General features: G+C 42.9%; 21 protein-coding genes. 3 read left to right on the forward strand and 18 right to left on the reverse strand.

Annotated features, from left to right (window positions below; translation table 11 throughout):
- Nucleotides 1–130: 130 nt before the first annotated feature.
- Nucleotides 131–1,021 carry a Vgb family protein gene (locus ACTHRG_RS14110; protein WP_076259683.1) on the reverse strand — a complete coding sequence of 297 codons (891 nt, stop codon included), beginning with the start codon at nt 1,019–1,021 and terminating at the stop codon, nt 131–133.
- A gap of 451 nt (nt 1,022–1,472) precedes the next feature.
- Here ACTHRG_RS14110 and ACTHRG_RS14115 point away from each other — a divergent pair, with 451 nt between their 5' ends.
- Nucleotides 1,473–2,729 carry a dicarboxylate/amino acid:cation symporter gene (locus ACTHRG_RS14115; protein WP_076259681.1) on the forward strand — a complete coding sequence of 419 codons (1,257 nt, stop codon included), beginning with the start codon at nt 1,473–1,475 and terminating at the stop codon, nt 2,727–2,729.
- A gap of 61 nt (nt 2,730–2,790) precedes the next feature.
- Here ACTHRG_RS14115 and ACTHRG_RS14120 read toward each other — a convergent pair whose 3' ends face one another.
- The 4 genes from ACTHRG_RS14120 to ACTHRG_RS14135 all read right to left on the reverse strand — a co-directional run bounded on the left by ACTHRG_RS14120 (nt 2,791) and on the right by ACTHRG_RS14135 (nt 5,088).
- Nucleotides 2,791–3,435: a hypothetical protein gene (locus ACTHRG_RS14120; protein ID WP_440231393.1), complete on the reverse strand. Its 645-nt coding sequence runs from the start codon at nt 3,433–3,435 to the stop codon at nt 2,791–2,793.
- Nucleotides 3,436–3,617: 182 nt separating this feature from the next.
- Complete coding sequence (locus tag ACTHRG_RS14125) at nt 3,618–3,968, reverse strand: GIY-YIG nuclease family protein (RefSeq protein ID WP_440231394.1); 351 nt, start codon at nt 3,966–3,968, stop codon at nt 3,618–3,620.
- A gap of 17 nt (nt 3,969–3,985) precedes the next feature.
- Nucleotides 3,986–4,741: a DUF2087 domain-containing protein gene (locus tag ACTHRG_RS14130; protein WP_440231395.1), complete on the reverse strand. Its 756-nt coding sequence runs from the start codon at nt 4,739–4,741 to the stop codon at nt 3,986–3,988.
- Nucleotides 4,742–4,941: 200 nt separating this feature from the next.
- Nucleotides 4,942–5,088: a hypothetical protein gene (locus ACTHRG_RS14135; RefSeq protein ID WP_440231396.1), complete on the reverse strand. Its 147-nt coding sequence runs from the start codon at nt 5,086–5,088 to the stop codon at nt 4,942–4,944.
- A gap of 502 nt (nt 5,089–5,590) precedes the next feature.
- Between ACTHRG_RS14135 and ACTHRG_RS14140 the strand changes: the two genes are divergently transcribed.
- Nucleotides 5,591–6,394 carry a cupin domain-containing protein gene (locus tag ACTHRG_RS14140; protein WP_440231397.1) on the forward strand — a complete coding sequence of 268 codons (804 nt, stop codon included), beginning with the start codon at nt 5,591–5,593 and terminating at the stop codon, nt 6,392–6,394.
- 201 nt (nt 6,395–6,595) lie between these two features.
- Here ACTHRG_RS14140 and ACTHRG_RS14145 read toward each other — a convergent pair whose 3' ends face one another.
- Both ACTHRG_RS14145 and ACTHRG_RS14150 read right to left on the reverse strand, forming a co-directional pair.
- Entirely contained in the window at nt 6,596–7,039 is a 444-nt protein-coding gene (locus ACTHRG_RS14145; RefSeq protein ID WP_440231398.1) for a CBO0543 family protein, read from the reverse strand.
- Nucleotides 6,972–8,054 (reverse strand): DUF2515 family protein, encoded by a 1,083-nt coding sequence (locus ACTHRG_RS14150; RefSeq protein ID WP_440231399.1) that lies wholly within the window; start codon nt 8,052–8,054, stop codon nt 6,972–6,974. Before ACTHRG_RS14150 ends, ACTHRG_RS14145 begins: the two co-directional genes overlap by 68 nt.
- 108 nt (nt 8,055–8,162) lie before the next feature.
- Between ACTHRG_RS14150 and shc the strand changes: the two genes are divergently transcribed.
- Nucleotides 8,163–10,025: a squalene--hopene cyclase gene (shc, locus tag ACTHRG_RS14155; protein ID WP_440231400.1), complete on the forward strand. Its 1,863-nt coding sequence runs from the start codon at nt 8,163–8,165 to the stop codon at nt 10,023–10,025.
- A gap of 155 nt (nt 10,026–10,180) precedes the next feature.
- Here shc and ACTHRG_RS14160 read toward each other — a convergent pair whose 3' ends face one another.
- The 11 genes from ACTHRG_RS14160 to ACTHRG_RS14210 form a co-directional block, all read right to left on the reverse strand.
- Nucleotides 10,181–11,725: a BCCT family transporter gene (locus ACTHRG_RS14160; protein WP_440231401.1), complete on the reverse strand. Its 1,545-nt coding sequence runs from the start codon at nt 11,723–11,725 to the stop codon at nt 10,181–10,183.
- A 239-nt stretch (nt 11,726–11,964) separates the two neighbouring features.
- The gene (locus ACTHRG_RS14165; RefSeq protein ID WP_440231402.1) at nt 11,965–13,416 is read right to left on the reverse strand and encodes an aldehyde dehydrogenase family protein; all 1,452 of its coding nucleotides are present in this window, start codon (nt 13,414–13,416) and stop codon (nt 11,965–11,967) included.
- Nucleotides 13,417–13,437: 21 nt separating this feature from the next.
- A complete protein-coding gene (locus ACTHRG_RS14170) occupies nt 13,438–14,493 on the reverse strand; it encodes a homoserine dehydrogenase (RefSeq protein WP_440231403.1) in 1,056 nt (351 codons plus the stop codon).
- A complete protein-coding gene (locus ACTHRG_RS14175; protein ID WP_440231404.1) occupies nt 14,483–15,730 on the reverse strand; it encodes a M20 metallopeptidase family protein in 1,248 nt (415 codons plus the stop codon). The genes ACTHRG_RS14170 and ACTHRG_RS14175 overlap by 11 nt, the downstream gene beginning before the upstream one ends.
- A 29-nt stretch (nt 15,731–15,759) precedes the next feature.
- Complete coding sequence (locus ACTHRG_RS14180) at nt 15,760–16,962, reverse strand: cystathionine gamma-synthase family protein (protein ID WP_315362606.1); 1,203 nt, start codon at nt 16,960–16,962, stop codon at nt 15,760–15,762.
- Nucleotides 16,963–16,976: 14 nt separating this feature from the next.
- The gene (locus ACTHRG_RS14185) at nt 16,977–17,981 is read right to left on the reverse strand and encodes a cyclodeaminase (RefSeq protein WP_440231405.1); all 1,005 of its coding nucleotides are present in this window, start codon (nt 17,979–17,981) and stop codon (nt 16,977–16,979) included.
- Between the two features lie 16 nt (nt 17,982–17,997).
- Entirely contained in the window at nt 17,998–19,185 is a 1,188-nt protein-coding gene (locus tag ACTHRG_RS14190; RefSeq protein WP_076259648.1) for a M24 family metallopeptidase, read from the reverse strand.
- A gap of 264 nt (nt 19,186–19,449) precedes the next feature.
- Nucleotides 19,450–21,162: a PucR family transcriptional regulator gene (locus ACTHRG_RS14195; RefSeq protein ID WP_440231406.1), complete on the reverse strand. Its 1,713-nt coding sequence runs from the start codon at nt 21,160–21,162 to the stop codon at nt 19,450–19,452.
- A 181-nt stretch (nt 21,163–21,343) separates the two neighbouring features.
- Nucleotides 21,344–22,363 (reverse strand): hydroxyectoine utilization dehydratase EutB, encoded by a 1,020-nt coding sequence (eutB, locus tag ACTHRG_RS14200; RefSeq protein WP_440231407.1) that lies wholly within the window; start codon nt 22,361–22,363, stop codon nt 21,344–21,346.
- A gap of 772 nt (nt 22,364–23,135) precedes the next feature.
- The gene (locus tag ACTHRG_RS14205; protein ID WP_076259640.1) at nt 23,136–23,474 is read right to left on the reverse strand and encodes a hypothetical protein; all 339 of its coding nucleotides are present in this window, start codon (nt 23,472–23,474) and stop codon (nt 23,136–23,138) included.
- Between the two features lie 347 nt (nt 23,475–23,821).
- Entirely contained in the window at nt 23,822–24,244 is a 423-nt protein-coding gene (locus ACTHRG_RS14210; RefSeq protein WP_440231408.1) for a VOC family protein, read from the reverse strand.
- Nucleotides 24,245–24,404: the final 160 nt, after the last annotated feature.

Consider the following 24,404-nt stretch of genomic DNA (forward strand, 5'->3'; position numbering starts at 1 on the left):
GCCCTATGGAATATAGAACTAAAGCCGCTTAAATCATTTTTATTATTTCTACTGTCTACTTGACAGGGGGCAGTTCACTATATGACGGGGTTAAATAATCTATTAAGTTCACATCAAAATAGGCCTTCTATTATTCGATCAACGTGATTTTCCCAATCCTGTCACACTCCAATGCAAACCACATGTTCTTCCCATCGCTGCTAGAAATCCCATGCGGTTCAGCATTTGGAGTTTTAATTGGATACTCCTCAATCATCCCGTTGTCTGTAATTCTTCCAATCTTATTTGCTCCCCACTCTGTGAACCATAAATCATTGCCTGCCCCTGCTGTGATGGCATGCGGGCGGGCGTTCGCGGTTGGAATTTCAAATTCAGTTATTTCTCCCGCTGCGCTGATACGTCCTATTTTATTGCCGATAATCTCCACAAACCAGAGTGCACCATCGTTTCCTTTCGTAATTCCAACCGGCCCGGAAGCAGGTGTAGGAATTTTAAATTCTGTCACTTCTCCATTTTCGGTAATTCTTCCGATGGCATTATTTTGGTTTTCTGTGAACCATAGAGCATCATCAGATCCCAGCGTTATAAATGCCGGGTACGAACCTTGAGCCGGAAGATTGTATTCAGTGATAGAACCATCATCCTTAATCCGCCCAATACGGTTTCCATTCATTTCCGTAAACCAGATATCTCCAGTCGGACCTTCCGTAATTCCATAAGGGGCTGAATCTGGATTGGGCAAGGGATATTCTTGAATAGTGCCTTCCTTCGTAATTCTCCCAATCCTGTTTGCTGCATTCTCGGTAAACCAGACCTCTCCTTTTGACGACACCATTACACACATGACCTTTGCATCCTGTGTCGGAAGCGGATACTCTGTCACTTCCCCATTCAATCCGATGCAGCTGATTTGATTGGCTTTATGCTGTGTAAACCAGACTTCACCCTTGTCTGAAACAGCGATTCCGTATGGGCCTGTATTTGTACGGGCAAGTTTTATCTCCTGTAATTTAAATTCCATCCTTCTACCTCCGAACCACTAAAATTTCCCCAAAACAAAAGCCTCCTATCTCGACTTTCCGAGACAGGAGGCAGTGCTGCACAACCATAGACTTAAATAGGCTTTTCGAAATAAAGCCGTTCTTCAAGTCAAAAAGCAAAGCACACACATTCAATCCTGTCTCAGAAAAATCATCGATAAATAAAGCCCATTCCCACACGGTGTGGAACTTGAACGGAAGGCTGTACTATCGGCTTTCACTAAGTGCAGGATTAAAGGATCATGTGCTTTTCTTCACCCTTTCGACTTTTGGATAATATCACTGTAAGATATTTACTGATTGATGTCAAATGGTGCTTGGCCAGTAAAGACGAATCAGACAGAATAAAAAGAATTATTCCATCAGCCTTCTTTTAAGCCACGATTTAATTATATAATAGAGTGTTGAATTACACAGAAAGGTTGAGACATCATGAAAAAGGTTTTTGCAAATTACAAGCTAACCATCTTCCTGCTCCTCTCCATCCTGATCGGCGGAGTTGCCGGAGTGGTTTTTGGCCCGAAGACTGCGGTTGTGAAGCCGTTTGGGGATTTATTTTTAAATTTATTATTTATGATTATTGTGCCGCTTGTCTTTTTCAGCATCGCATCGAGCCTTGCGAATATGAGCGGAATGAAAAGGCTTGGGAAGATCATGGCCGGGATTTTCACCGTGTTTTTTATAACGGCTGTCATTTCCGCTATACTGGGATTCATCGGGATTTCCATTGTGGATCCCCTGAAGAATACAGACGTCTCTGCTATTAAAAGCATAATGACGGAGGCGGCCATCGATCCTGAGGCAGAAGAAGTTACGTTCCTAGGGCAGCTGGTTCAGGCGTTCACGGTTCCTGATTTCCAGATGCTGTTCTCAAAGAACAACATGCTGCAGCTGATTGTGTTCTCGATTTTATTCGGACTGGCAACAGCGATGTCCGGTGAAAAAGGCAAACCGATTGCCAACCTTCTTTCATCCGGTTCCGCTGTGATGATGAAAATTGTTGGATTTGTGATGTACTATGCACCAATCGGTCTTGGCTGTTATTTCGCGACGATCATTGGTGAGCTTGGCCCGCAGATACTCGGCGGATATGTACGTGTGTTTGTTCTTTATCTGGTATTAACGCTAATCTACTTCTTTGGCTTCTTTACGCTGTATGCCTTTGCGGCTGGCGGGAAAGATGGCGTCAAGGTGTTCTGGAAAAATGCGATCACTCCTTCTGTCAGTGCGATTGCTACATGCTCGAGTGCCGCTTGTATTCCTATTAACCTTGCTGCTGTCAGAAAGATGGGCGTTCCGCAGGATATCGCTGAAACCATGATCCCGCTAGGGGCCAACACGCATAAAGATGGCTCTGTTCTTGGCGGAGTCTTTAAGATTGTGTTCCTGTTCAGCTTGTTCGGGAAAGACATGTCGAGTATGACCAGCATTCTTACTATCCTGGCTGTTTCATTCCTGGTCGGAGCTGTTATGGGGGCCATCCCTGGTGGCGGAATGATAGGCGAGATGCTCATTTTGAGTGTGTTCGGCTTCCCTCCTGAAGTGCTGCCGATCATCGCAGTCATCTCTACGGTCATTGATGCACCGGCTACCCTCCTGAATTCAGCCGGCAACACGGTATCGGCCATGATGGTCAGCCGGATTGTTGAGGGGAAGAATTGGCTGAAGGATTCATTTGCTTTAAAATAAGACCATGTGTAAAGAGCTGGAATTGACTTTGTCAGTCCAGCTCTTTTTCCATCCATACTATTTATTCTTCGATTTGCTTTTCTATTAATTCAATAACCTTTTCATCCTCGCCTGGTTCGATGGACACTTGCTTTGTATTTTCAATTATATCACTGTAAAATTTTTCTCCTGCAGGGTATTGGCCATCCCATCGCAAAGGAACATTGTAAACATTAATCGTCCCGTCCCCATTTCCACTATAAGTAACGGAACCATCTGCAAGGCGTGAACCTGCTAACTGAATTACATCTTCCGGATAGCCTGCACTTGTCTCATCTTCCGGATTAAGTGGTGTACCGGCAGGAATGTGCCTAACATACAATTCATCGAGTTCCTGATTCGGTCCAAGCTGCAGCCAAACTCTTGCGTATTCGATTTGCTGACTGGAATACTGGGATAATGTTTTATTGTCTTCTTTATCCCCTGCACTATTTTCAGAAGCCATACTATCTGGTTCACTATGAGCAGATTCTTCTGTTGAAGAGTCTTCTCCATCATTAGCCTCTGACTCACCTGCTGTCTCTTCAGCAGCAGATTCTAACGATGAATTGTTTTTCAAATCGTCATCAGCGGAACCATCTTTTGTTTTGTCTCCGCATCCCGCAAGCATTCCTGCCATCACCATTACAATTGCATAAATAGAAAGAATCTTTGTTGGCTTTTTCATTCGTCAATAAATTCCTTTCATAAAACATCTTATATTAAGTTAATTTGCCCACCCTTAATTCTAACAAACATATCCAACGATTTTCATAAAAATTCCCAGATTTACACAGATTTCTGCTATTCTTTCAAAAGCAGATTGCACAAAAAAGTCCGATTCATAAGGGAATCAGACTTCAACTGTTATTATTCCTTGTTATAACCTTTGTCGCCAAATGGCTGAAGCTCCTCCAGCCATTTTTCCTCCAGCTTTTCCAGCGCTTCCTTCTCGTTGAAATACGGATCATCCTTCTTTTTCAGCTTTTCCAGAATGCTGATTTCAAAAGCCTCTTTCCCGTACTGATTCCATTCACCCTGCAGCTTTCGATTAGGCATATAGCCGTTTGTTTCGAGTGAGAATCTTACTCCATTTAAGCTTTTTAAATTATTGGTGCTGCCAATGAAGATTTTATTGTTCACTGTATTCTTTATTTGATAGACCCCTGCTTCAATGGGTGTTTCTTTAAACTGCTGCTTTAATTCTTTTTTACGTTCCATGGTAATCCCCCGTTTTTCTATTTTTTAAGCCAATACTCGCTGCCATCAGGCTTTCGTTCTAAAAACCCATAATCGATTAAGTACCTTCTAATCAATGCATAATCCTCATAAATAGCCTTTAGTGCCTCGTTTAACTCTTTCTCGCCATATGTGTAATCAGACTTTAGCCGGCCGGCAATTTCCCGCAGTACAATCAGCCTTTGCTTCTCTCTTGGCGGAAATTTCGCGAGGGGCATTCCGCTGCCCTCAGGGAAGTATTTCTTTAGAATTTTCTCCTGTTCCCCCTCTGTAATGTTGTAGCGGTCATCCACCATCGTGGCTGTTTTATGGACCGGCAGGAACGCTGGTGCATGCTCATCCTTTTCCTTCAGCAATTCCATAATCGCCAGGAAGGTCTTCGCCTGACGTTCCTTTTCCTTTAAGGCAAAGCGGTGATGGCGTATGGTCGAAGTGCTGCCCATTTCCAGCTCCTTCTGAATTTCTTTATCGCTCTTGCCTTGATAAAAAAGCTGCAGAAGACTTTTCTGATGATCCGTGAGTCCTGTAAGCTTCTTATCCATCGAAAGCAGGTAGTCAAAAACCGAAATATGCTCCGTCTCAATATGAATGCGCATATACCGTTCCGCTTCGTAAAATCGATCTTTATATGGATAGACAATCCCTTTTTCCGTCTTTTCCCCGCATAACAGGCAAGTGTATACTTCTTTTTCTTCAATGTAACCCTGTTTTAGCTCCTCCAAAGAAGAGTCCCAGAATTGATTTGATAATTCCATTCGTTAAAACACATCCTATTTTTATAAACAAAGTAATAATTTGTTTGATTTATATTAAACATATTAAAGTAATGTTTGAGTTTAGTCAAACAAAATTTGTTTTTGTTTTATTATTTATAAACAATTTAAGAATCCGTTTATCTGACAGCAAAATAAATAAAGACCTTCATCGAAAGAAGGCCTTTTCTACAATTAGTCTATTATCTATTTTCAAAGTCTCTATAATGAATGATCTCAGATAGAATTTTGCATCCATTGGCATTTTTAAACTCTGTTTTTGCTTCTTCCTTAGTGTCATACTCAAACATTTGAATCCCGTCCTGTGAAAAAAGCGTTAAAATCCACATATCGAATTCCTCCCTGGATAATAGGATTCCTGAAGAATATGCACGAGCCGTGGCGTCCTTGATGAAGCGGAAAGGACTTTACTATCTTTTCATTTTAAGAACAGATTAAAAGCAACCGTAATCAGCCAGCCAAGGGCAAAAGTAAGCGAAATATATGTACCGACATAAAGCAAAATCTCCGTCATGGTTCCTCCCCCAATGATTGAATCTTTATTTTAGATGGGTTTATTCTCGATGCGTATGATATTCATCTCCCTTCCTCTTAAAATAATGTCATTATATCAAGTGATTATTAAAAAAATGTCGAACAATGAGTGCTTTATTGATTTGTAAATAGAGTGTTAACTTTCTTTAACATAGGACATCTTTGTTTTATAAATGCAAAAGAGGAAATGAATTTTCCAACAGCGAAATTGGCCATTTAAAATTAATAAGTACCTTCCACTTATATGTACATAAGATAATTTATTGATAATAGATAAATATGAAGGGATTGAGGAAAATGTATTATACGCCCTATACGCATCAAAATCCTTATTATGCAAATGTACCAGCGCATACTTACGGAAGTGCTGCTGGTTATTGGGCTTATCCTAATGAGTTGGCATTCAATTCTTATCGTTCATTTTATGGTGATAGCAGAGAAATCTTAAAAGATTATGGTTCTAACCCATTTGTTATAAATATCAATGAGGCCGCCAAACAAAACAGCACGTATCGTACTGCACTATGGACAGGAAGTCATTTGCAGGTTACATTAATGAGTCTTAATGTTGGTGAAGATATCGGATTGGAAATTCACCCTGATGTGGATCAATTCTTACGTATTGAACAAGGCCAGGGGATTGTTCAAATGGGCAAAAGTAAAGATAATTTAAGTTTCCAATGGAGAGTCTTCGATGACTCTGCTATTATGATTCCGGCTGGAATGTGGCACAATGTCACAAACACAGGAAATGTTCCGTTGAAACTTTACTCCATATATGCCCCGCCAAACCATCCATTTGGTACCGTGCATAAAACGAAGGCAGATGCGATGGCAATGGAAGGTTCGGCTAATGGAAATGGGAAAACAGCAGCTTTCGGAAAGACTCCGGATGAATGGGTAAGACATACGGAGTTTTTGGTAAAAGAAGGCTTGGAGGACGTTAAAAGAGGAATTAACATGACACACATTCTTCAAGAGTTTATTCTAATGGGAGTTCTTGTAGGGAAGGGGTATTCCCCTGAAAAAGCATATGAAACAGTAGAAGAATGGGAACGTACAGGAAAATCCAAACTTCTTCAGGAAAGCAAAAATATGTAGAGCATGCTAATTCAACAATCAGATGGTTTTGTTGAATAATGATATATATTATTTCCTGCATGCATTTAAAACTCGCCAGTCATGACGTGACGAGTTTTTTTTAAGGAAAATGACGTGTGCCAATCACACGTCATTCTTTATGCCAATTTTCAATAAATCAACCGAAAACGGAAGCCTTTACACTATTGAAATAGGCTTTTTTTAGCGATTTCCATTCATCCATCCATGAAAAACAGCAACCAATCCAATAAATAGGCAGTAGCCTATGAAGGTATAAAGATGATGCCAGCTTTCGGCATGAACAAACATACCTAAGCTCTCTGCGATTTTTTCTGCAGCTGCCATCGCTATACTGATGGCCAATACAAACATCCACCGGAACCGGCCCCTTAAGCTTTCCATTATTTTTAATAAAGAAATCATGAAAATCGGAAGGACGGCCAGGGTGAATAAAATATTGATCGTAAAGATGCCTGAGAATGGCCTTATTGGGAAAGCGTACATCCCCTTCCCGGTAAAATACAAATCTAAATATGTGCCTAATAGCGATGCCAGCAGCATAGCCGGTATATAGGCTTTAATTCCAGACAGCCTTTTTGGCAAGGGCTGCGAGCTCGAGCCTTTCAAGTGTTTGACAGTATGCATGCCGGATCTCCCCATTAATCATATCGTCTGACTCCAAAAAATACTCCAATACGTGGTCACTTTTATACCAATCTCCTAATTCCGCTTCAGGCTGACTTACATTTTCCCAGGCGTTTTCAAGGCTTGGGCTATAAATTCTTCTACCGCCCGGCCGGAGCTGACACGACTTTAGCTGAAATTGATATTGTTCGCCTGGCAGCCCTTCGTGAACATCATTGAAAATATGCGGCCAATAATCCTTTCTTGAGCCGGTATGAGGATGTGCATTCGCCCATTCTTCGGTAGGGGCAAGCACCTCTTTGTCTTTAAACAGAACATCGTACAGCCTTTTCCCTAATGTGATCCGCTCGTGCAGCGATTCAAAATGATTCAATGTCTGGCCTTTCAGATGAAGAACACTCTTCTTTTCATAAGGAAAGAGGATGTGATTCAAGGACAGCAGCTCCTGCAGCTTAAATTCAAGCTTTTGAAAAACTTCAAGCTTAAATTGCGGATTTTGAATGACCCTTTTTTCTAAATAGCTTTGTTCATTGATGATTAGGGCAATGGTGAGCATATAGGGATCAGGCTTCCTCCAAAAACTGCTCCAGACTGTTTCCATAAAAACCGAGATATTAAGGAACGGGAAAAGGTAAAATAAGGGCTTGTTTCGCTTCAAGCTTTCTTTATATATCAAAAATTGCGGATACGCATCCTGAAAAATGAGCCAGTTCCCTCTTTCCAGAAAAGAAAAGAAGGATTGCTTTTCGCGATTTGATAGTAATCTGGACAGGAGCTCCCCTTTTAGGTCGGTCATACTCCAGCCGCCATTGCGGGAAACCATATGCCCCAAAAAGGCCCAATGGATTTCGGGATGCTGCCTGTAGAAATCAAGATAGGCCTGTGTCCGTGTGACGTTATTTAGATTCCATTTTGTTGTCTCCCTTTTAACCTGGCCCAGAATCCCCTTTTCTTCATCTGAAAGCTTAATTTGCTTATGATCTCTTTTCTTTAATTCTTCTTTTAACCAGTTCATTGGTTGTTTCTTTTGAAAAAAGATAAGCAGACCTCCTCCATGAATTCTCTCTCTGTGAAATGAATATGTATTTATAGGAGCAATTTAACTGGAGAGGAATGTGCATGAATGACCTATACCGCTGCTGGCATGAAACGTCTCATTGCCGCATTAAGAAAAAATCAGTCCCATGATGGTTCATGGAATTATCCTTTTGAAACCGGCATTTCAACAGACGCTTATATGATCATTTTATTAAGGACACTGGAGATACATGATGAAAAATTAATTAAGGGACTTGCCGCAAGAATCCTAAGCAAGCAGGAAGAAAATGGAGCCTGGAAGCTTTTCCGGGATGAACAGGATGGAAATGCAAATGCCACACTGGAGGCTTATTATGGACTTCTTTATTCGGGCTATATAGAGAAGGAAGACGCAAGGATGAAAGCTGCGGGAGAATTTATACAGGAGCATGGCGGAATGGAGAACGCAAATATTTTTACCAAAATTATGCTAGCTTCTACGGGACAATATCCATGGCCTGAATCCTTTCCGATTCCTGTTGAGATTATGCTTTTTCCCCTGTCCTTCCCTTTCAATTTTTATCAGTTTTCGGTGTATGGGCGTGTGAATCTGGCTCCGATTCTCATTCTTTCAGAAAAAAAGTTCAGCATCAAAACAGCAAACAGCCCTGACCTTTCTGACTTGCTATTAACAAGAGCCCGGTGGGAGGTCCAGCCGGGATACCGATCATTTTTATCAGACATCAAAGAAGGTGTTGAAGAGCTTTTGGGTTTGCCAGAACAGCTTCACTCATTGGCAATGGACCGGGCGAAGGATTATATGCTCGAACGGATTGAGCCGGATGGGACCTTCTATAGTTATTTCAGCTCAACCTTTTTAATGATTTTTGCGCTCCTGTCTCTTGGCTATTCCAAAGAAGAGCCCGTAATAAAGAATGCAGTTGAGGGGCTGAAATCGCTCCGGACTGATATAGACGGCCTCCCTCATATCCAATACGCAAACGCCAGTGTATGGAATACATCTCTCATAAATACAGCTCTCCAATTAGCCGGTGTTTCTCCCGATGACCCTGCAGTAAAGAAAGCAAACACCTATTTGCTGAAGCGTCAGCATGAAAAGTATGGGGACTGGGCGATCCATAACCCCCATGGAAAGCCGGGAGGATGGGGATTTTCCGATGTCAACACCCTCAACCCGGATGTCGATGATACTACTGCTTCTTTGAGGGCGATTGCCAGAAGTGCCGGGAACCGCTCAGAATATCAGGATGCCTGGGACCGCGGCCTTCAGTGGCTGATATCCATGCAGAATGATGATGGCGGATGGCCTTCCTTTGAAAGAAACACCGAAAATCCATGGCTCACCTTTCTTCCGATTGAAAAGGGTGAATATATGTTTGGAGACCCCACCTCAGCCGATCTGACCGGGAGAACGCTTGAGTTTTTGGGAAACTATACGAATCTGCCAGCTGCAGACCCTTTGAATAATAACGCGGTAAACTGGCTAGTGGAAAATCAGGAGCAGGATGGTTCCTGGTATGGCAGATGGGGTATTTGCTATATTTACGGGACCTGGGCATCCGTAACAGGGCTTGTTGCGGCAGGCCATGCAAACCATCCTTCTGTCAGTAAGGCTTGTGACTGGCTGAAGAAAATCCAAAACGAGGATGGCGGATGGGGAGAATCCTGCCTGAGCGACAGCCAACATTCTTATGTTCCCTTGAAGGCAAGTACCCTTACAGACACGGCATGGGCGGTTGATGCTCTAATTGCAGCGGAAGACCAGCCAACTGAACAGATTCAAAAAGGAATTCAATACCTGCTGAACTCAATTGACAAAGAGGATTGGACGACTGATTATCCAAAAGGGCAGGCCATGGCGGGGAGCTTTTATATTCATTACCATAGCTATCGGTATATCTTTCCGCTTATGGCTTTGGCTCATTATCGCGGGAAGTTTGGCCAGTAATATACTGCCGAGGCAGAAATCACCCTGCCGAGGCAGAAATCACCCTGCCGTCTTCCTGAGAATCCTTACGCAATAAAAACGCTATCCTTATCGAAGGAATAGCGTTTTTACTCTTAATAGTGCTAGGATTGTTCACCGCATAATCTTTTGAATTATTACTGCGCTTTCTTCAAGGGAACAGACTCGGTTTGTCCTTTTGCTTCTTTTCTCTCCCTGGACAATGATTTATAGAGCGAGATGCTAATAATGCCCAATATGATGGTAAAAGGCAGAGCAGAAACCAAGGATGCGGTTTGCAGTCCTTTTAATCCGCTGCTGGCAATTAAAACGGCAGTAATCCCTGCCATTAATACTCCCCAGATCACTTTTACCATATTGGAAGGATTCAAATCGCCATCAGATGTCATCATGCCCAGAACGAAAACAGCTGAATCCGCCGAAGTGACAAGGAATATGACGATTAGGACAAGCATGATTACTGATAACAATGTGTATAATGGAAACTCCTTTAACAGAACGAAAATGGCGGTTGTTACATCTTGCGAAACCGCTTCGGAAATGGCGGTACCCTGGAATAAATCCATGTATAATCCTGTTCCCCCGAAAATGGCCATCCATACAAACCCAATGGCTGGAGGGACAATCATTACACCTATAATAAATTCCCTGATCGTTCTCCCCTTTGATATCCGTGCAACAAAGGAACCGACGAAAGGAGACCAGGCAATCACCCATGCCCAATAAAAAACTGTCCAATCCTGAACCCACGCTTCACCTGTGTATGGGGTCAAATAGAAGCTCATTTCTATAAAATGCTGGATATAATCCCCAATGGCAAGAACGAAGCTTTCGAATATAAAGACGGTGGGGCCACTGATCAGGAAGATCACCATTAAAGCAAGAACCAAAATCATGTTTGTATTACTCAAAATCTTGATCCCTTTATCAATACCGGTCGTTGCTGAAACAAGATAAAGGACAAGCATGATGCCAACAATGCCGATTTGCATCCAAGGATTGTTGGGTACTGAGAAGACATAGTTCAAGCCGCCATTAATTTGCAATACACCCATTCCCAGCGAGGTGGCAATTCCCGTTACTGTAGCAATGACCGCCAGTATATTAACTGCTGACTTTAGCCTTTTTCTTTTTTCGGGGTGCTTTGCACTTAATACTTCACCTACAAGAGCCTTCCTTTTATGACGGTATTGATAATAAGCAAGAGCCAGTCCGACAATGGCAAAGACTGACCATTGATGAATGCCCCAGTTAAAAAACGAATATCGCATGGCTACCCGTGCGGCTTCTGCTGATTGCGGTTCTACACCAGGAAGCGGTGGAGAAGTAAAGTGAGACAGCGGTTCTGCTACACCCCAGAAGACAATTCCTACCCCAAAACCCGCGCTGAACAGCATACTGATCCAGGCAAATAAGGAATACTCGGCTTTTTCTCCATCCGGCCCGAGCTTTATGTTTCCATATTTACTAAAAGCAAGGTATAAACAAAAGAATACAAAAAGAGCTACACTGACTAAATAAAGCCATCCAAATGATTTACTGGTAAAGTTAAAAACGATAGAGGCATTCTTAGCAAGACTATCAGGAGAAAAGGCTCCCCAAATGGTAAAAAGTCCAACAATTATGGCTGAGATTTTAAAGACTGGATTGTTATATGAAGCTCGGTCCCCGTTTTTCTTCAAAATAAAATCCTCCTTATTAGTCTTTTGTTCGGCTATCGTACTTGTTTGCCTTCCGGAAAACTGTAATTCAAGTTTGATAGAATTATAAAGCCTGTCTGATTTCCAAGGGTTATGAAGGATGTTGAATGACATAAATTATAACTTCAGCTATTTAAAAGGAAAGGAAGACCCTCCGAAGCCGGATCGTTCTTCCTCACACGATATTCAGGCAGCTTGTCGGCTGTCTGATATTATTAAATTTATAGACTGCTATAGTTCGCTAATTTAAAGCAGACTACTTTCGGTTCCGTCATCTCCTGGATCGAAAATTTGATGCCTTCCCTGCCTAATCCTGAATTTTTCACGCCGCCAAATGGCATGGCATCAATCCGGTAGTCACTGCTGTCATTGATCATTATTCCGCCTACATCCAATTTGTCGATGGCTTTATGGGCTTTTTCGATATCCTTGGTAAATATTCCGGCCTGCAAGCCATAATTTATGTCATTCGATTTACTGATTGCTTCGTCCAGACAAGATACTTTGTATAAGAGTACAACCGGACCAAAAATTTCTTCTCTCGCAATGGTACAGTCCTCCGGAACATTTTCGAGAACGGTAGGCGAGTAAAATGCCCAATTCCTCTTTCCGCCTGTTAACACGGCTGCTCCTTTTTGTTTCGCTTCATTAACCATCCTTTCAACCCGGACAGCCTCTTTTTCCGTAATAAGCGGCCCCATATCCGTCAGTTCTGATTGCTTATCCCCTACGCAGTATTGATTTGTCCTGGCAACGAAAGCCTGTTGAAATGCCTCATAAACAGAATTCTGGATGTACACTCTTTGAACACCGAGGCAATTTTGCCCTGCTGCCCAAAATGCCCCTGAAACCGTTGATTCAACAGCCTCTTCCAAATCAGCATCCTCGAGCACAATGACAGGAGAGTTGGACCCCAACTCCATACTTATCTTTTTCAATCCTGCTTTCCGGGTAATTTGTTCCCCGGCGTCCAGGCCTCCAGTAAAGGTAATCATTCGCACAGCAGGATGGGTGACAAGAGCATCCCCAATTTCGCTTCCATACCCAGTGATGACCGATAACACTTTAGGCGGCAATCCGGCTTGGTCAAAGGCTTCGGCGATTAAAAGGGCGCTGAGAGGAGTCACTGTTGCTGGTTTCACGATAATGGCATTCCCGGAAGCGATGGCGGGACCCACCTTATGTGCTACAAGATTTAATGGATCGTTAAAGGGTGTAATGGCGCCAATAATTCCAATAGGGAAACGGCGGTAGTATCCCAGGCGGTTTTCACTCCCGGGCATCTGGTCAAACGGTATGGTTTCTCCATGAATCCTTCTTGCTTCTTCTGCACTGATCCGGAAGGTCTGTATGGCTCTTTCCACTTCTTTTGAGGCTTCCCGAATGGTTTTGCTTCCTTCCCTTGCGATCGTTTTGGCATATTTATCTTTATTGGCTTCAATATAGTCTGCAGCCCGATTAATAATCGCCATTCGCTGATGGACAGGAAGGGAAGCAGCAATTTTCGCCCCCTCTTTCGCTTCTTCAATACAATTCAGCATATCTTCCTTCGAAGCTGCTGGTACAGTATCAATCATGCTGTTATCCTGCGGATCGCGAACTTCAATTAATCTTTCTCCTGCCGCCCATTCGCCTGCGAGAAACATTCTTTGTCCGGTTAGTTGAGTAGTCATGCTAATTACCGCCTTTCCGTTTTAGATTGAAACAAGCTGCCTTTGTCGATTAATGGAAATTAAGTCAATCAAAAGGGAGAATCCTGTCTCTATTTTCCCTGCTCCTGCACCGCTTAATGTGACTGTGCCCAAAAGATCGCATTGATACGTAATGGCATTGACAGCGCCTTTAATGGAAGACAAAGGATCTTCAGCATCCAATTTTTCAGGAGTTATCGAGGCAATGACCCTTCCGTTTTCCTTTTTGGCTTTTGCAATCAGCTTCCAGGTCTTCCCTTCCGCCTTAGCATTTTCAATATCATTCAGCGTGATGCCTGTAATGCCCTTGCATTCCACTTGCTCGACTGATAAAGGAGAATTCATGACATGGTTTGCGAGAATGACAATTTTATATCTTGCATCATAGCCTTCTACATCGCTGGCAGGATCCGCTTCTGCATAGCCGAGTTTTTGCGCCTCTTTTAGAGCCGCTTCATAAGAAACACCCTCCTGTTCCATTTTGGTCAGAATATAGTTGGTTGTTCCATTCAATATGCCGCGGATTTCCGTAATGTCATTACCGGCCAAGGCAGCGGCCGGCATCCGTAATGCTGGTGTACCGCTCATGACGGTTCCCTCAAATCCCCAGTAGACACCATGCTTTTTGGCCATTTCTGATAGCTCACGGTAAGCGAGTGCAACAGGGCCTTTATTGGTCATCACCACATTTTTTCCTCTTTCAAATGCAGCCTTACAGTGGTCTATGGCGGGCTGACCGGTTTTGACATCTGTATACGAAACCTCGATAACCGTATCTGCATTGGTGTCCCTGATTGTTCTGATACTGTCCCATCCCCTGATTAGCCCCGGGCTTTCCGGATAATTCTCCAAGCTCCCTGTTTCCTGCAATACTTGCAAAACTTTCCCGATATCCAGTCCGCCCGGATGGTAGATTGCCCCTTTCCTCAAATCGGAAATGGCAACAATTTCTGCTTCGAATCCTTCGTTCTGTTTCAGCGCCTGTTTCTTATCACGCAGAATTTCCGCCAATCCCTGGCCAACAACCCCAAATCCTATAAACGCCAATTTATGTGCCAAGCATTTCCACCTCCATATTTTGGTCTATTTGTACTTTCTGTTTCTTTTTTAAAAATGTGCCCGCCGTTTGTGCCAAAATGGCTGTTCCGATCGGCAGACAGGCTTCATCCAAATCAAAAATCGGGGTATGCAGATCACGCTGTCCCCCCTCCATTGGTCCACATCCAAGGAAAAACATGGATCCCGGTATTTTTTCAGTGACATAGCCGAAGTCTTCTCCGCCAAGGCCAAATGGGCGCCTGATGATCCCCATGCCTGGATATGTCTGTGCAATGGCGTCCGTAATCCATTCATTGACGGCAGGATGATTTTTTAAAGCCGGCTCCCCTCTTTGGATACTCAATGAAAAGGACCCGCCCAAATGCTCAACGATGGAAAGCGCTTTCTTTATTTCCGATGCCAAAAAATCACGGATTTCCGGTGTATAGCTTCGAATGGTACCCTGAATTACTGCCTCAGTCGGAATGATGTTGCTTGCTGTGCCTGCATGGATTTGCCCAATGCTGATAACGGCAGCATCCAGCGCGGAAACCCTCCTGGCTGTAATTCCATACAGTGCCTGCATGACCGGGCCAAGCATCCAAATAGGATCAGTGCCAAGCTCCGGATAAGCTCCGTGTCCGCCTGAGCCATGTATTTTCACTTCAAAAACATCCACATTAGCCATACTGTAGCCATCGCTGATTTGCACTTTCCCTACCGGAAGCCATGGACAGACATGAAGTGCAAGGGCAACTTCGGCCTGGTCATAAGCCCCTGCACGGACCATGTACGGTGAACCTGAAAGTCCGTTAGTGTCGGTACTCTCCTCTGCCGGCTGGAAAATAAATTTAACCGTCCCTTTTAATTCGCCCTTTTTAAATTGGTCCGAGAGGAGGGAAGCCGCCCCCAGGAGAATGGAGGTGTGTGCATCATGGCCGCAAGCATGCATCACACCTTCAGTTCTGGACGAATAGACTGTTCGATTTTCCTCCGTAATCGGCAAGGCATCCATATCAGCCCTCAGTGCAATGACTGGTCCATCCCCAGAGGTCAAAGTGCCTAATACTCCTGTTTCAAGACCCACTCCTGTTTCTACTTCGATACCGTCTATTTCCTTTAACACATCCGCAACAAAACGGGAGGTCCCGAACTCCTGAAAGCTAAGCTCGGGATGCTCATGAAGATGACGGCGCCATTCAACCAGACGGCCAGCCAACTTATTCGCTTGCTCAACGATAGGATGATTATTTGACATCATCTCTCACCTCGATCGGAACTAGTAATCTACTTTACTTGCAAAACACTTTCTGCATGGCTAAATGCCTGTTCAAAATCTGCAATGAGGTCCTCAATTTCTTCAATCCCGCAGGAGACACGGATTAACCCTTCCGGAATGCCAACTGCTGCACGCTCCTCAGGCGTACACTCGACATGGCTTGTTGTTCGGGCCGGCCCTACTGTTGTTTCGACAGCGCCGAGATTTGCAGCACGGTTGGCAAATTGTAATTTTGGCAGCAAGTCACGGACTGTATCCACTCCGCCTTTGACAGCAAAGCTGAGCATCCCGCCAAAATCCTTCATCTGCCTTTTGGCAATATGATGGTTTGGATGTGTTTCAAGCCCTGGATAGTAAACTGATTCCACCATATCCTTTGTCTGCAGGTATTTGGCAAGCGCCATGGCATTTTTACATTGCTGGCGGACACGAAGGTGAAGCGTTTTCATACCACGGATCATCAGATAAGCTGCCATCGGATCCATTGTGGCTCCGTTGATTTCACGATAATGATAGATTTTCTCCACAAGATCGTGCGGACCGCAAACGACTCCGCCCAGCGCATCCGCATGCCCGCCGAGGAATTTCGTAGCACTATGGATAACCAGATCCACACCAAGTTTTATAGGGTTCTGATTCATTGGCGTTGCAAACGTATTATCGACAATGACAATCGCCCCGGCATCGTGTCCTGCTTTTGCCATGCGTTCGATATCAGTGATCTTGACAGTTGGATTGGTCGGTGTTTCGAGGTAGAGGATTTTACACCCTTTTGCGACCTCTGCTTCTATTTGCTCGTGATTCCCCGTTTCACAAAGAGCCACATCTATTTGCTGGCGCGGCAGGAATTCCGTGAAAATCTTGTTCGTTCCGCCATACGTATCCTTCATGGATACAATGCGGTCTCCCGGAACCAGGAACGTTGATAATGTATTGCTGATTGCAGCCATGCCAGTTGAGAAGCTTGTTGCTGATTCGGCGCCTTCAAGGATTTTTACTTTATCTTCAAATGACTGAACAGTCGGGTTTGTATTTCTTCCGTAAATATGACCCTTCTTCTTTCCAATCGCTACATCATACCACTCATCCATATCATCATAGCCATATGCCACACTGAGTACGACCGGCACCTGGGTCGCTCCATGCACCAAATAATCCTTTTCCCCAGCCCATACCGCTTTTGTACCTGCCTGAACATTTTCTTTTACCATACGATCACTCCTTCTCAGTTTTTTATTGCCAGTTTTTCGTTCTCAACTTTCAATCCGATTTCCCGCCTGGCCAATTCACTGTATGCATACAGGGCGATGGCAGTATCCTGGACTCCTGTTCCAGTTAAATCACAAACCGTAATTTCCTCGTCATTTATCCGGCCGCTTAGCTTTCCAGATGTTAATTGACCCAATTCAATAACCTGCGATTCATTCGTTACTACTCCTTTGTCAAGTGCGTGATGCAATTCTCCAAGCCTGGCACACTGTGCTTTTGTATCGCATACCAGCTTATCCGCCCGGGCAAGGACTTCTGCTTCAAGCTCCTGCTTATGCTCAGCATCTGACCCCATAGCCGTAATATGAAGGCCGGGATGGAGCCATTCCGCTTTGATCACCGGTTCTTTTGCGGGAGTCGTCGTAATGACGGTATCACTATTACGGACTAATGCTTCAGCACTCTCAGCCACTTGGACCTCAACCCCTAATTCGGCCGACATATCCAAGGCATACCTTCTCGAACGATCCTCTGACCTGGAATAGACCAGGATTTTTTTAAAGTTCCGTACGAGTTTCAGCGCCCTTGCCTGGTACCTCGCCTGGCTTCCAGCTCCTATCACGCCTACTGTTTCAATGATTTTTCTGGAAAGGTAGTTTGCAGCAATCGCTCCCGCTGCGGCTGTCCGCACCTCGGTCAAATAGCCGTTATCCAGCAGGATGGCCTGCGGGAGGCCTGTTTGGGTGCTGATCAATAGCATCAGGCCATTTCCGCTTGGAAGCCCCAGCTTATAATTATTGAAAAATCCGGAAGATACTTTGATCGCAAACATGTCTTCCCCTTTTACATAAGCGGTTTTGACATCCACTTCCCCATTTTGGTCGTGCAGGTCCACGCGCATAATCGGCGGCATGACGGCTTCATCTTCTGCAAGCTTCGTAAATCCTGCTTCCACAATTGCAATCGCTTCTTTGTTCAGCTGCACATACTGCTTAAGTTCCTGTTCTGTAAAAATTAGCATCTCTCTGCTTCACCTCCTAGATTTTTGAAAGTGATGCTTCTTTTATATATAAGTGCCTAGGGAGTTCTGCAAATGTTTCGCATCCATTCTCGGTTACCCTGAATGATTCACTTGCTTCGAAACCGTATTGATCAAGCCAGATACCAGGGATCAAATGGAATGTCATATTGGGCTGAAGGATGGTTTTATCTCCTTTGCGGATGCTCGCCGTATGCTCACCCCAATCTGGCGGATAGTTCAGACCCATGGAATATCCAAGACGCGATTCCTTTATAATTCCGCTCTTTTCAATCGATTTTTTCCATGCTTCCTCAATTTCTTCACAGGCAATCCCGGGCTTAATCATGTCCAGACAAGCGTTCAGTCCCTCGACAACCACTTCCGAAAGTGACATGATTTTTTCGGAGGGCTGGCCGATATGGACCGTTCTGGCAAGAGGAGAATGGTAACGCTTATAGCATCCGGCCAATTCCAGGATCACAAGCTCGCCTGATTTATAACGCTGGTCCGTCCAGGTTAAGTGCGGAGTTGAAGTTCTTTCCCCGGATGGAAGAAGAGGCATGATTGCCGGGTAGTCCCCTCCGAATTCTTCCGTGCCTGTTATTTGTGTATGAAAGATTTTCGCTGCCACATCACATTCACGTACACCTTCATTCACCAGCTCAATTCCTGCTGCCATTGTTTTCTCCACAATTTTGGCTGCTTTCTTCATATACTCGATTTCTGTATCGGACTTTATAATACGGACCCAGTTTACCAGCAGGGATGCATCCCGGAAACTTGCATTTGGAAGTCCCTTCTTCAGCTGCTCATAGCACTTTGCCGTGAAATAATAATTATCCATCTCAACACCAATGAAACGATTCTGCTGTCCGATTTGCTTTAAAATTTCTGCCACAAAATCCATTGGATGTTTGGTTTCAGATTGTACATAATCGTCAGGGTAGGGAATAATATTTTCATGATATAGCCATGTCGTGACCTTGGCTCCATTTGCATCCTGCCCGCGACCGATCCAGATCGGCTGTTCCTCATCAATGATGATGACAAGCATTTGATGCACGTAGAAGGACCATCCGTCATAACCCGATAGATAATTCATATTAGCGGGATCGGTAATAAGCAATACTTCAATCCCTTCTGCTGCCATTCTTTCTTTTGTTTTCAAGATTCTCATTTTAAACTCTGCTGTTCCAAATGACATGGTGGCTCTCCCTCCTGCAAAACCGGATATTTTATTAAGTTTGTAGGTTTATTATAGTGTCAGGATAAAAAAACTATCATCTGCAAAGTTGTATGAAAATTCAAATTTTATTTTAGTCAAACTATCGAAAGGTTTTAAATTTTTAAAATATTTATAAGTAAATTTTCCTGCAAAAAGATTAATAGACAAGTTGGGTGATTGGTTGGAAGCAAAAAAAATGCGGAAAAAAACCGCAAAGGATTTTTCCGCATTTTTTTAATATTATTAAGGTTGACCTGCCATTACGGCATGTTCTCCTATTTTCCAAATCTTTATGCTCAGATCCAAAAGAAATAAATCATCCGGATCAATAAGGGACAAGCCAGTCAAGGATTCAATCTTCCTTAGCCGGTACAGCAGGGACTGCCGGTGGAGATTTAGTGATCTCGCTGTCTGACTTACATTCCCATGACATTGATTATAAGCGATGAAAGTTCCAATCAAATCCATGTGCCGCTGCTCATCATATTGTACAAGAGGCTCAATAGTTGACATAATAATATCTTCCATCTCTTTATTGCCAGCCAAATTTAACAGCACCCTGTCCACTCTAGTTTGCTCATACATCATCCGCTGCCCGAAACCCTTTTTCCGCCGGCCAATGCTTAAAGCAGTGCCAGCATGACGGAAGCTTTCACCAAATCCTGAAATGCCTTCAAACGCATTGCCGATGCCCCACGATATGACAACTTCAGGAAGCAAATTTCCCAGGCGCCGTTCGACAAGATCAAGGAAATTTGTAGCGTTTTCATTTTCCTTCACCCCTGGTGTTTCCAGAAAAATGACAAGCTGTTCACCCTGATAGGTCATCAGTATGTCCTTTTTAAGAGACTGGGCGGCATAGTAGACTTCTTCTTCGATATATTGAATCATGCTTTCAAGCCAATGTTCGTAGGAATCGTAGTCCTGCTTGCGCTTTTGGAATAAAATTTTCATATTTTCCGGATACCCGACAATACACACATATGGGAGTTTAAGATTATATCCAAGCAATTTTGCCCTTGTATCGGCTTGTTCAAGTGATAGGAATTCGCCCTTAGAAAGCTCATGGACAAAATCGCTGCGAAGGCGCATTTTTGTCTCTTCAATGGCATTTCTCCTTGAAAGCCAAAGAGCAATCGTAGTTGCAGCGTGCTCTAACACGTTAACCCGAAAGAGAGTGAGAAAGGATTCGATTGATTCCGAACTGGGAACCAATACAAAAATATAGCCTTGTGGATTGTCGGCTACCTGGAGCACCGGAATTTGAAAAACAATCCGGTTTTCTATTTTAATCATTTGGAACTTCTGAAACATAGGATCTCCTTTTAATAGAGTGTTTTCTGTCCTTGATGGAAGAATTCCTTGCAGGACATATTTTTTCCACTCCTTTATAAAGGATTGTGTATGGATGCTTTTTTCATGAAGGGTGCCTGATCGGTCTGTAATGACGAGCGGATGCCCGATATGCTTTTCAACGAATTTTGAGATACCCCTCAGATCGGTGTCTTTTAGAATGAGATTAAGAAGTTCCTGCTGAACCTTTTCTGATTTTTGACGCTCTTTATATTCGATGTCATTAATCTCTTTCATTACCAATTCGATAATACTGGAAAAACGGATTTCCCATGGAAGTTCAATAATAATAAAATTATTCATTTCAGCCAGTTCTATGACCTCAGTCGGAATATCAAAAATGTATCTTCCCAAAGCAACCATCAGGGCCGAAGCGTCAGAGTCGATCACATCCTGAACAAACCTTTTGAAAGTTTCAGGATCCTGCCCGCAGCCTATCCCTGTCGTTAATACCGCTTCATTTTTTCGGACAAAGTTTTCCACTGGCATTTCTATGGCCGAAATCCATTGGATATGCCGTTTTTCAGCATATTCCTTTCCGGTAACAATCTTGGCACTATTGAGAATCTTGTATTTTAGGACATCTTTAACTGTTAATCTCATGTTGGCTCCCCTCTGAACACCTTAAGATTAAAATAATAAAAGACTTTTATTATAGGAAACCATATTCAGATAGGAACGTCTACTATAAATTTCCCGCAATGCCTGCTTATATTTTATTAATATAATAAATTCAGTATTTTTCCATATGTCCGGTTATAGCCATAGCCTTCATTTCAGCCACTTATTTACTCACACCATTACAGATGGCATAATCCTGAATGATCCGATGTATGACTGAAAGATCCACATTATGTCCGCTGATGATTACAGCAACATCCCCCTCCTGCCGGGGAATCTTTCCCCCTAAAACCGCTGCAACTCCAGTAGCTGCTGCTCCCTCCATAATCATTCTGTGCTTATCCATCATAAAAGCCATGCTGTATGCAATCTCCTCTTCGGGAATCAGATAAGCGTTATCCATGTATTCCTGAACCATACGAAGTGTGTAGCAGTTATCCAGACCGATTCCCCCCAGCAAGCTGTCAGCCAGAGTCTCACTCTCTTCAAGCACTACCGGTTTCCCTGCCTTTAAACTCTCATACATTACAGCGGATTTTTCCATACATACACCTGAAACCTTTATCCCTCTGTCATTTGATTTAAGTGCGAGCCCAACCCCTGAAAGAAGCCCGCCGCCTGAAAGAGGGACAATTACATCTGATACATTCGGAAGTTCCTCCAAAATTTCCAAACCAATCGTTCCCTGTCCTGCAATCACGTGAGGATCATCGAACGGCTGAATCACAGTCAGCCCTTCCGTCCTCTCCAGCTCATAGCATCGCTCCCCGGCGGCATCCTGGCTGTCACCGTAAATTTCTATTTTAGTTCCCAGCCTTTTTAAAGAATCTACCTTAGCTTTTGGGACACGGTTGGATATGCAAACAACTGCCTCGATTCCAAGCTTTTTCGCCACATAGGCAACAGCCATGCCATGGTTCCCTGTAGAATAGGTGGCAACTCCCCGTTCTCTCGCTTCAGGACTTAAACTCAAAATTTTATTCGCTGCCCCTCTGACTTTAAAGGCGCCGATTTCATGAACATTCTCCAGTTTCAAAAAAACCCTCCGTCCCAATTTCTCAGACAGGATAGCCGATTGAATCAATGGAGTCTTATCTACAAGGGAAGAAATTCGTTTCTTTGCTTCCCAAATATCGCGGATGGAAATATCTATTCTTTCCTTTACAGATCTTGAATGCATCATGTTCTCCTCCCAAAAAGAATTTCCTTGCCCTAATAATAGTTCGATATTTCAGAAAATTCAATTGTCAAAAGTGCTAATAAAAGGGGAGATGTTTTCATACAACTTTTTTAAATACTTTGGATGGTATACTTATCAATTATGCCTTACATGACATATAAAAGGTAAAAAACTCGCCCTAAATGACGAGTTTTCACTATTCTTTATTTTTATGAGATGGATTTTTTAACCGCCATGAGTTAATTCTATCTAAAAATAAATTCTCTCCGTTATACAAAATCACCTGTTTTTCAGTGGAAGAACAGTCCAAGTGGCATTGAAATTGACAACTATTCCGGCACAATTCTTATTAAAATATAATGTCAATTGCAATGACAAAAACGATAAAAGGCTAAGGCCTTCATAAACAAGAAAAATGACGTGTGCCAATTCACACGTCAAGCACCCGAAAACAGAAATTCAATCAGATTCATCTTCTAATCTAGCTAATCAAATTCCCCCTCAGCCATGGACGGGCACGGTAAAAGCCAATCGGGATTTGGATAAAGCTGGTTTTTCCCTGTGATTCGAACTGCTGTCCTTTTTCCGCGGGGCGATATGCCGCAGGAACGCTTAAGCACCTCCAGAATCGATTTACCGACGTTTCAGCAGAAATATCAGCCGCAAAAAAGCTCGGATCCATAATGCTTTGAGCTTTTTTTATAGCACCACTTTGTTGAAGATTAGCACCCGTTCGTTGAACAAGATGGAAACCGAGATTGATAAGCAAACTAAACTAATCTCCAATAGCGTATATATGTTTCTTTTGTTTTATCGCATCTTCGCATAGTTCCTTTAATTCTTGTGCAAAATTCCTTATTTCACATTGTTTTTCTCCAGCTAAATTGTATTTATTAATTAAAGCTTCGCAAACTACTAATAAATCTGGAATCTTATCTCTATATATTATTGTTTGACGGTAAGGGTCAAGTTTCAAAAGAAGATTAAAGTCATTACCAGAACCCTTTTCAATATTTATTAAGTAAGCGTGTGTTCTTTCGTTAAAATGAACAAATTTTTCTGCCTTTGATGCTTCTTTATCGGTTACTCCAATTACAAAATCTATTCCACACATTGCTATCACATCCCTAAAACCTAATAACAGTAATTAAAATAATTTTAACCATCCTTATTCTGCTAACCTGCTTGTTAGTTGAATAAGCTCTCCTATGATTTTAACATAAATATCCAAAAAACATCTTCTGTTACCCTGCTAAAAGGGGTGCAAATTCGAGTGCTATAACACCCCTAAATTTATGTAAAAGCTTATATATCAAGAAAAATATGCAGCCCGATTCAGCTGCGAATTAGGCTGCTAATTTGTGTGTGAATAAAGATTTTGTACTCGAAAACCGAACCCGTTAATTATATACCTAGCGATTTTATGTCAGCTTTTTGTTGAAAATGCAGTTACATAAAACCCTATTCAGTAATTTCCCAAGCTGGATTCCAAACTACTTCCCACAAATGTCCGTCAGGGTCCTGGAAGTATCCAGAGTACCCTCCCCAAAAGGTATCGTGTGCTGGAACTGTTATAACTGCACCAGCTTTATCTGCCTGTTCCATTATTTTATCGACCTCTTCCTTACTCCCTACGTTATGACCAAGGGTAAATTCAGTAGGGCTTTTGGGTGTTTGATTTAAGTTTGTATCATGAGCAATATCCTTACGATTCCATATGGCAAGTTTTACTCCATATTGTAAATCAAAAAACGCAACAGCCCCATGCTCAAATTCTTGACCTACTATTCCTTCTGTTGATAGTCCCAGTCCATCCTGATAAAACTTCAATGACCTTTTCAAATCATCTACACCCAATGTAATAACTGAAATTCGCGGTTTCATTTAATGCCTCCTAAAAAATGTTCTCTGTTCATTTTAAAATACGGGGGCTAACAAATCGAATATTTATTGAACCAACATCGGGTATTTCTTCCAAAGTGAATAACCCTGTACCCGTTCACCGATATATCAGGCTGACAGTATCCTTGTCAAATTTCAGGAA

Origin of the sequence: Cytobacillus sp. SAFR-174 (assembly GCF_051964675.1) — a bacterium.
Taxonomy (GTDB): Bacteria; Bacillota; Bacilli; order Bacillales; family Cytobacillaceae; genus Cytobacillus.

Coding starts and splice junctions, on each gene's coding strand:
- ACTHRG_RS14190 (WP_076259648.1), bottom strand. CDS start 19,185: ATGTCATTTGGAACAGCAGAGTTTAAAATGAGAATCTTGAAAACAAAA.
- ACTHRG_RS14205 (WP_076259640.1), bottom strand. CDS start 23,474: ATGTGTGGAATAGATTTTGTAATTGGAGTAACCGATAAAGAAGCATCA.
- eutB (WP_440231407.1), bottom strand. CDS start 22,363: ATGATGCATTCAAGATCTGTAAAGGAAAGAATAGATATTTCCATCCGC.
- ACTHRG_RS14115 (WP_076259681.1), top strand. CDS start 1,473: ATGAAAAAGGTTTTTGCAAATTACAAGCTAACCATCTTCCTGCTCCTC.
- ACTHRG_RS14125 (WP_440231394.1), bottom strand. CDS start 3,968: ATGGAACGTAAAAAAGAATTAAAGCAGCAGTTTAAAGAAACACCCATT.
- ACTHRG_RS14135 (WP_440231396.1), bottom strand. CDS start 5,088: ATGTGGATTTTAACGCTTTTTTCACAGGACGGGATTCAAATGTTTGAG.
- ACTHRG_RS14145 (WP_440231398.1), bottom strand. CDS start 7,039: ATGCATACTGTCAAACACTTGAAAGGCTCGAGCTCGCAGCCCTTGCCA.
- ACTHRG_RS14140 (WP_440231397.1), top strand. CDS start 5,591: ATGTATTATACGCCCTATACGCATCAAAATCCTTATTATGCAAATGTA.
- ACTHRG_RS14210 (WP_440231408.1), bottom strand. CDS start 24,244: ATGAAACCGCGAATTTCAGTTATTACATTGGGTGTAGATGATTTGAAA.
- ACTHRG_RS14185 (WP_440231405.1), bottom strand. CDS start 17,981: ATGCTAATTTTTACAGAACAGGAACTTAAGCAGTATGTGCAGCTGAAC.
- ACTHRG_RS14175 (WP_440231404.1), bottom strand. CDS start 15,730: ATGTCAAATAATCATCCTATCGTTGAGCAAGCGAATAAGTTGGCTGGC.
- ACTHRG_RS14165 (WP_440231402.1), bottom strand. CDS start 13,416: ATGACTACTCAACTAACCGGACAAAGAATGTTTCTCGCAGGCGAATGG.
- ACTHRG_RS14195 (WP_440231406.1), bottom strand. CDS start 21,162: ATGAGATTAACAGTTAAAGATGTCCTAAAATACAAGATTCTCAATAGT.
- ACTHRG_RS14130 (WP_440231395.1), bottom strand. CDS start 4,741: ATGGAATTATCAAATCAATTCTGGGACTCTTCTTTGGAGGAGCTAAAA.
- ACTHRG_RS14150 (WP_440231399.1), bottom strand. CDS start 8,054: ATGAACTGGTTAAAAGAAGAATTAAAGAAAAGAGATCATAAGCAAATT.
- ACTHRG_RS14120 (WP_440231393.1), bottom strand. CDS start 3,435: ATGAAAAAGCCAACAAAGATTCTTTCTATTTATGCAATTGTAATGGTG.
- ACTHRG_RS14110 (WP_076259683.1), bottom strand. CDS start 1,021: ATGGAATTTAAATTACAGGAGATAAAACTTGCCCGTACAAATACAGGC.
- shc (WP_440231400.1), top strand. CDS start 8,163: ATGACCTATACCGCTGCTGGCATGAAACGTCTCATTGCCGCATTAAGA.
- ACTHRG_RS14180 (WP_315362606.1), bottom strand. CDS start 16,962: ATGGTAAAAGAAAATGTTCAGGCAGGTACAAAAGCGGTATGGGCTGGG.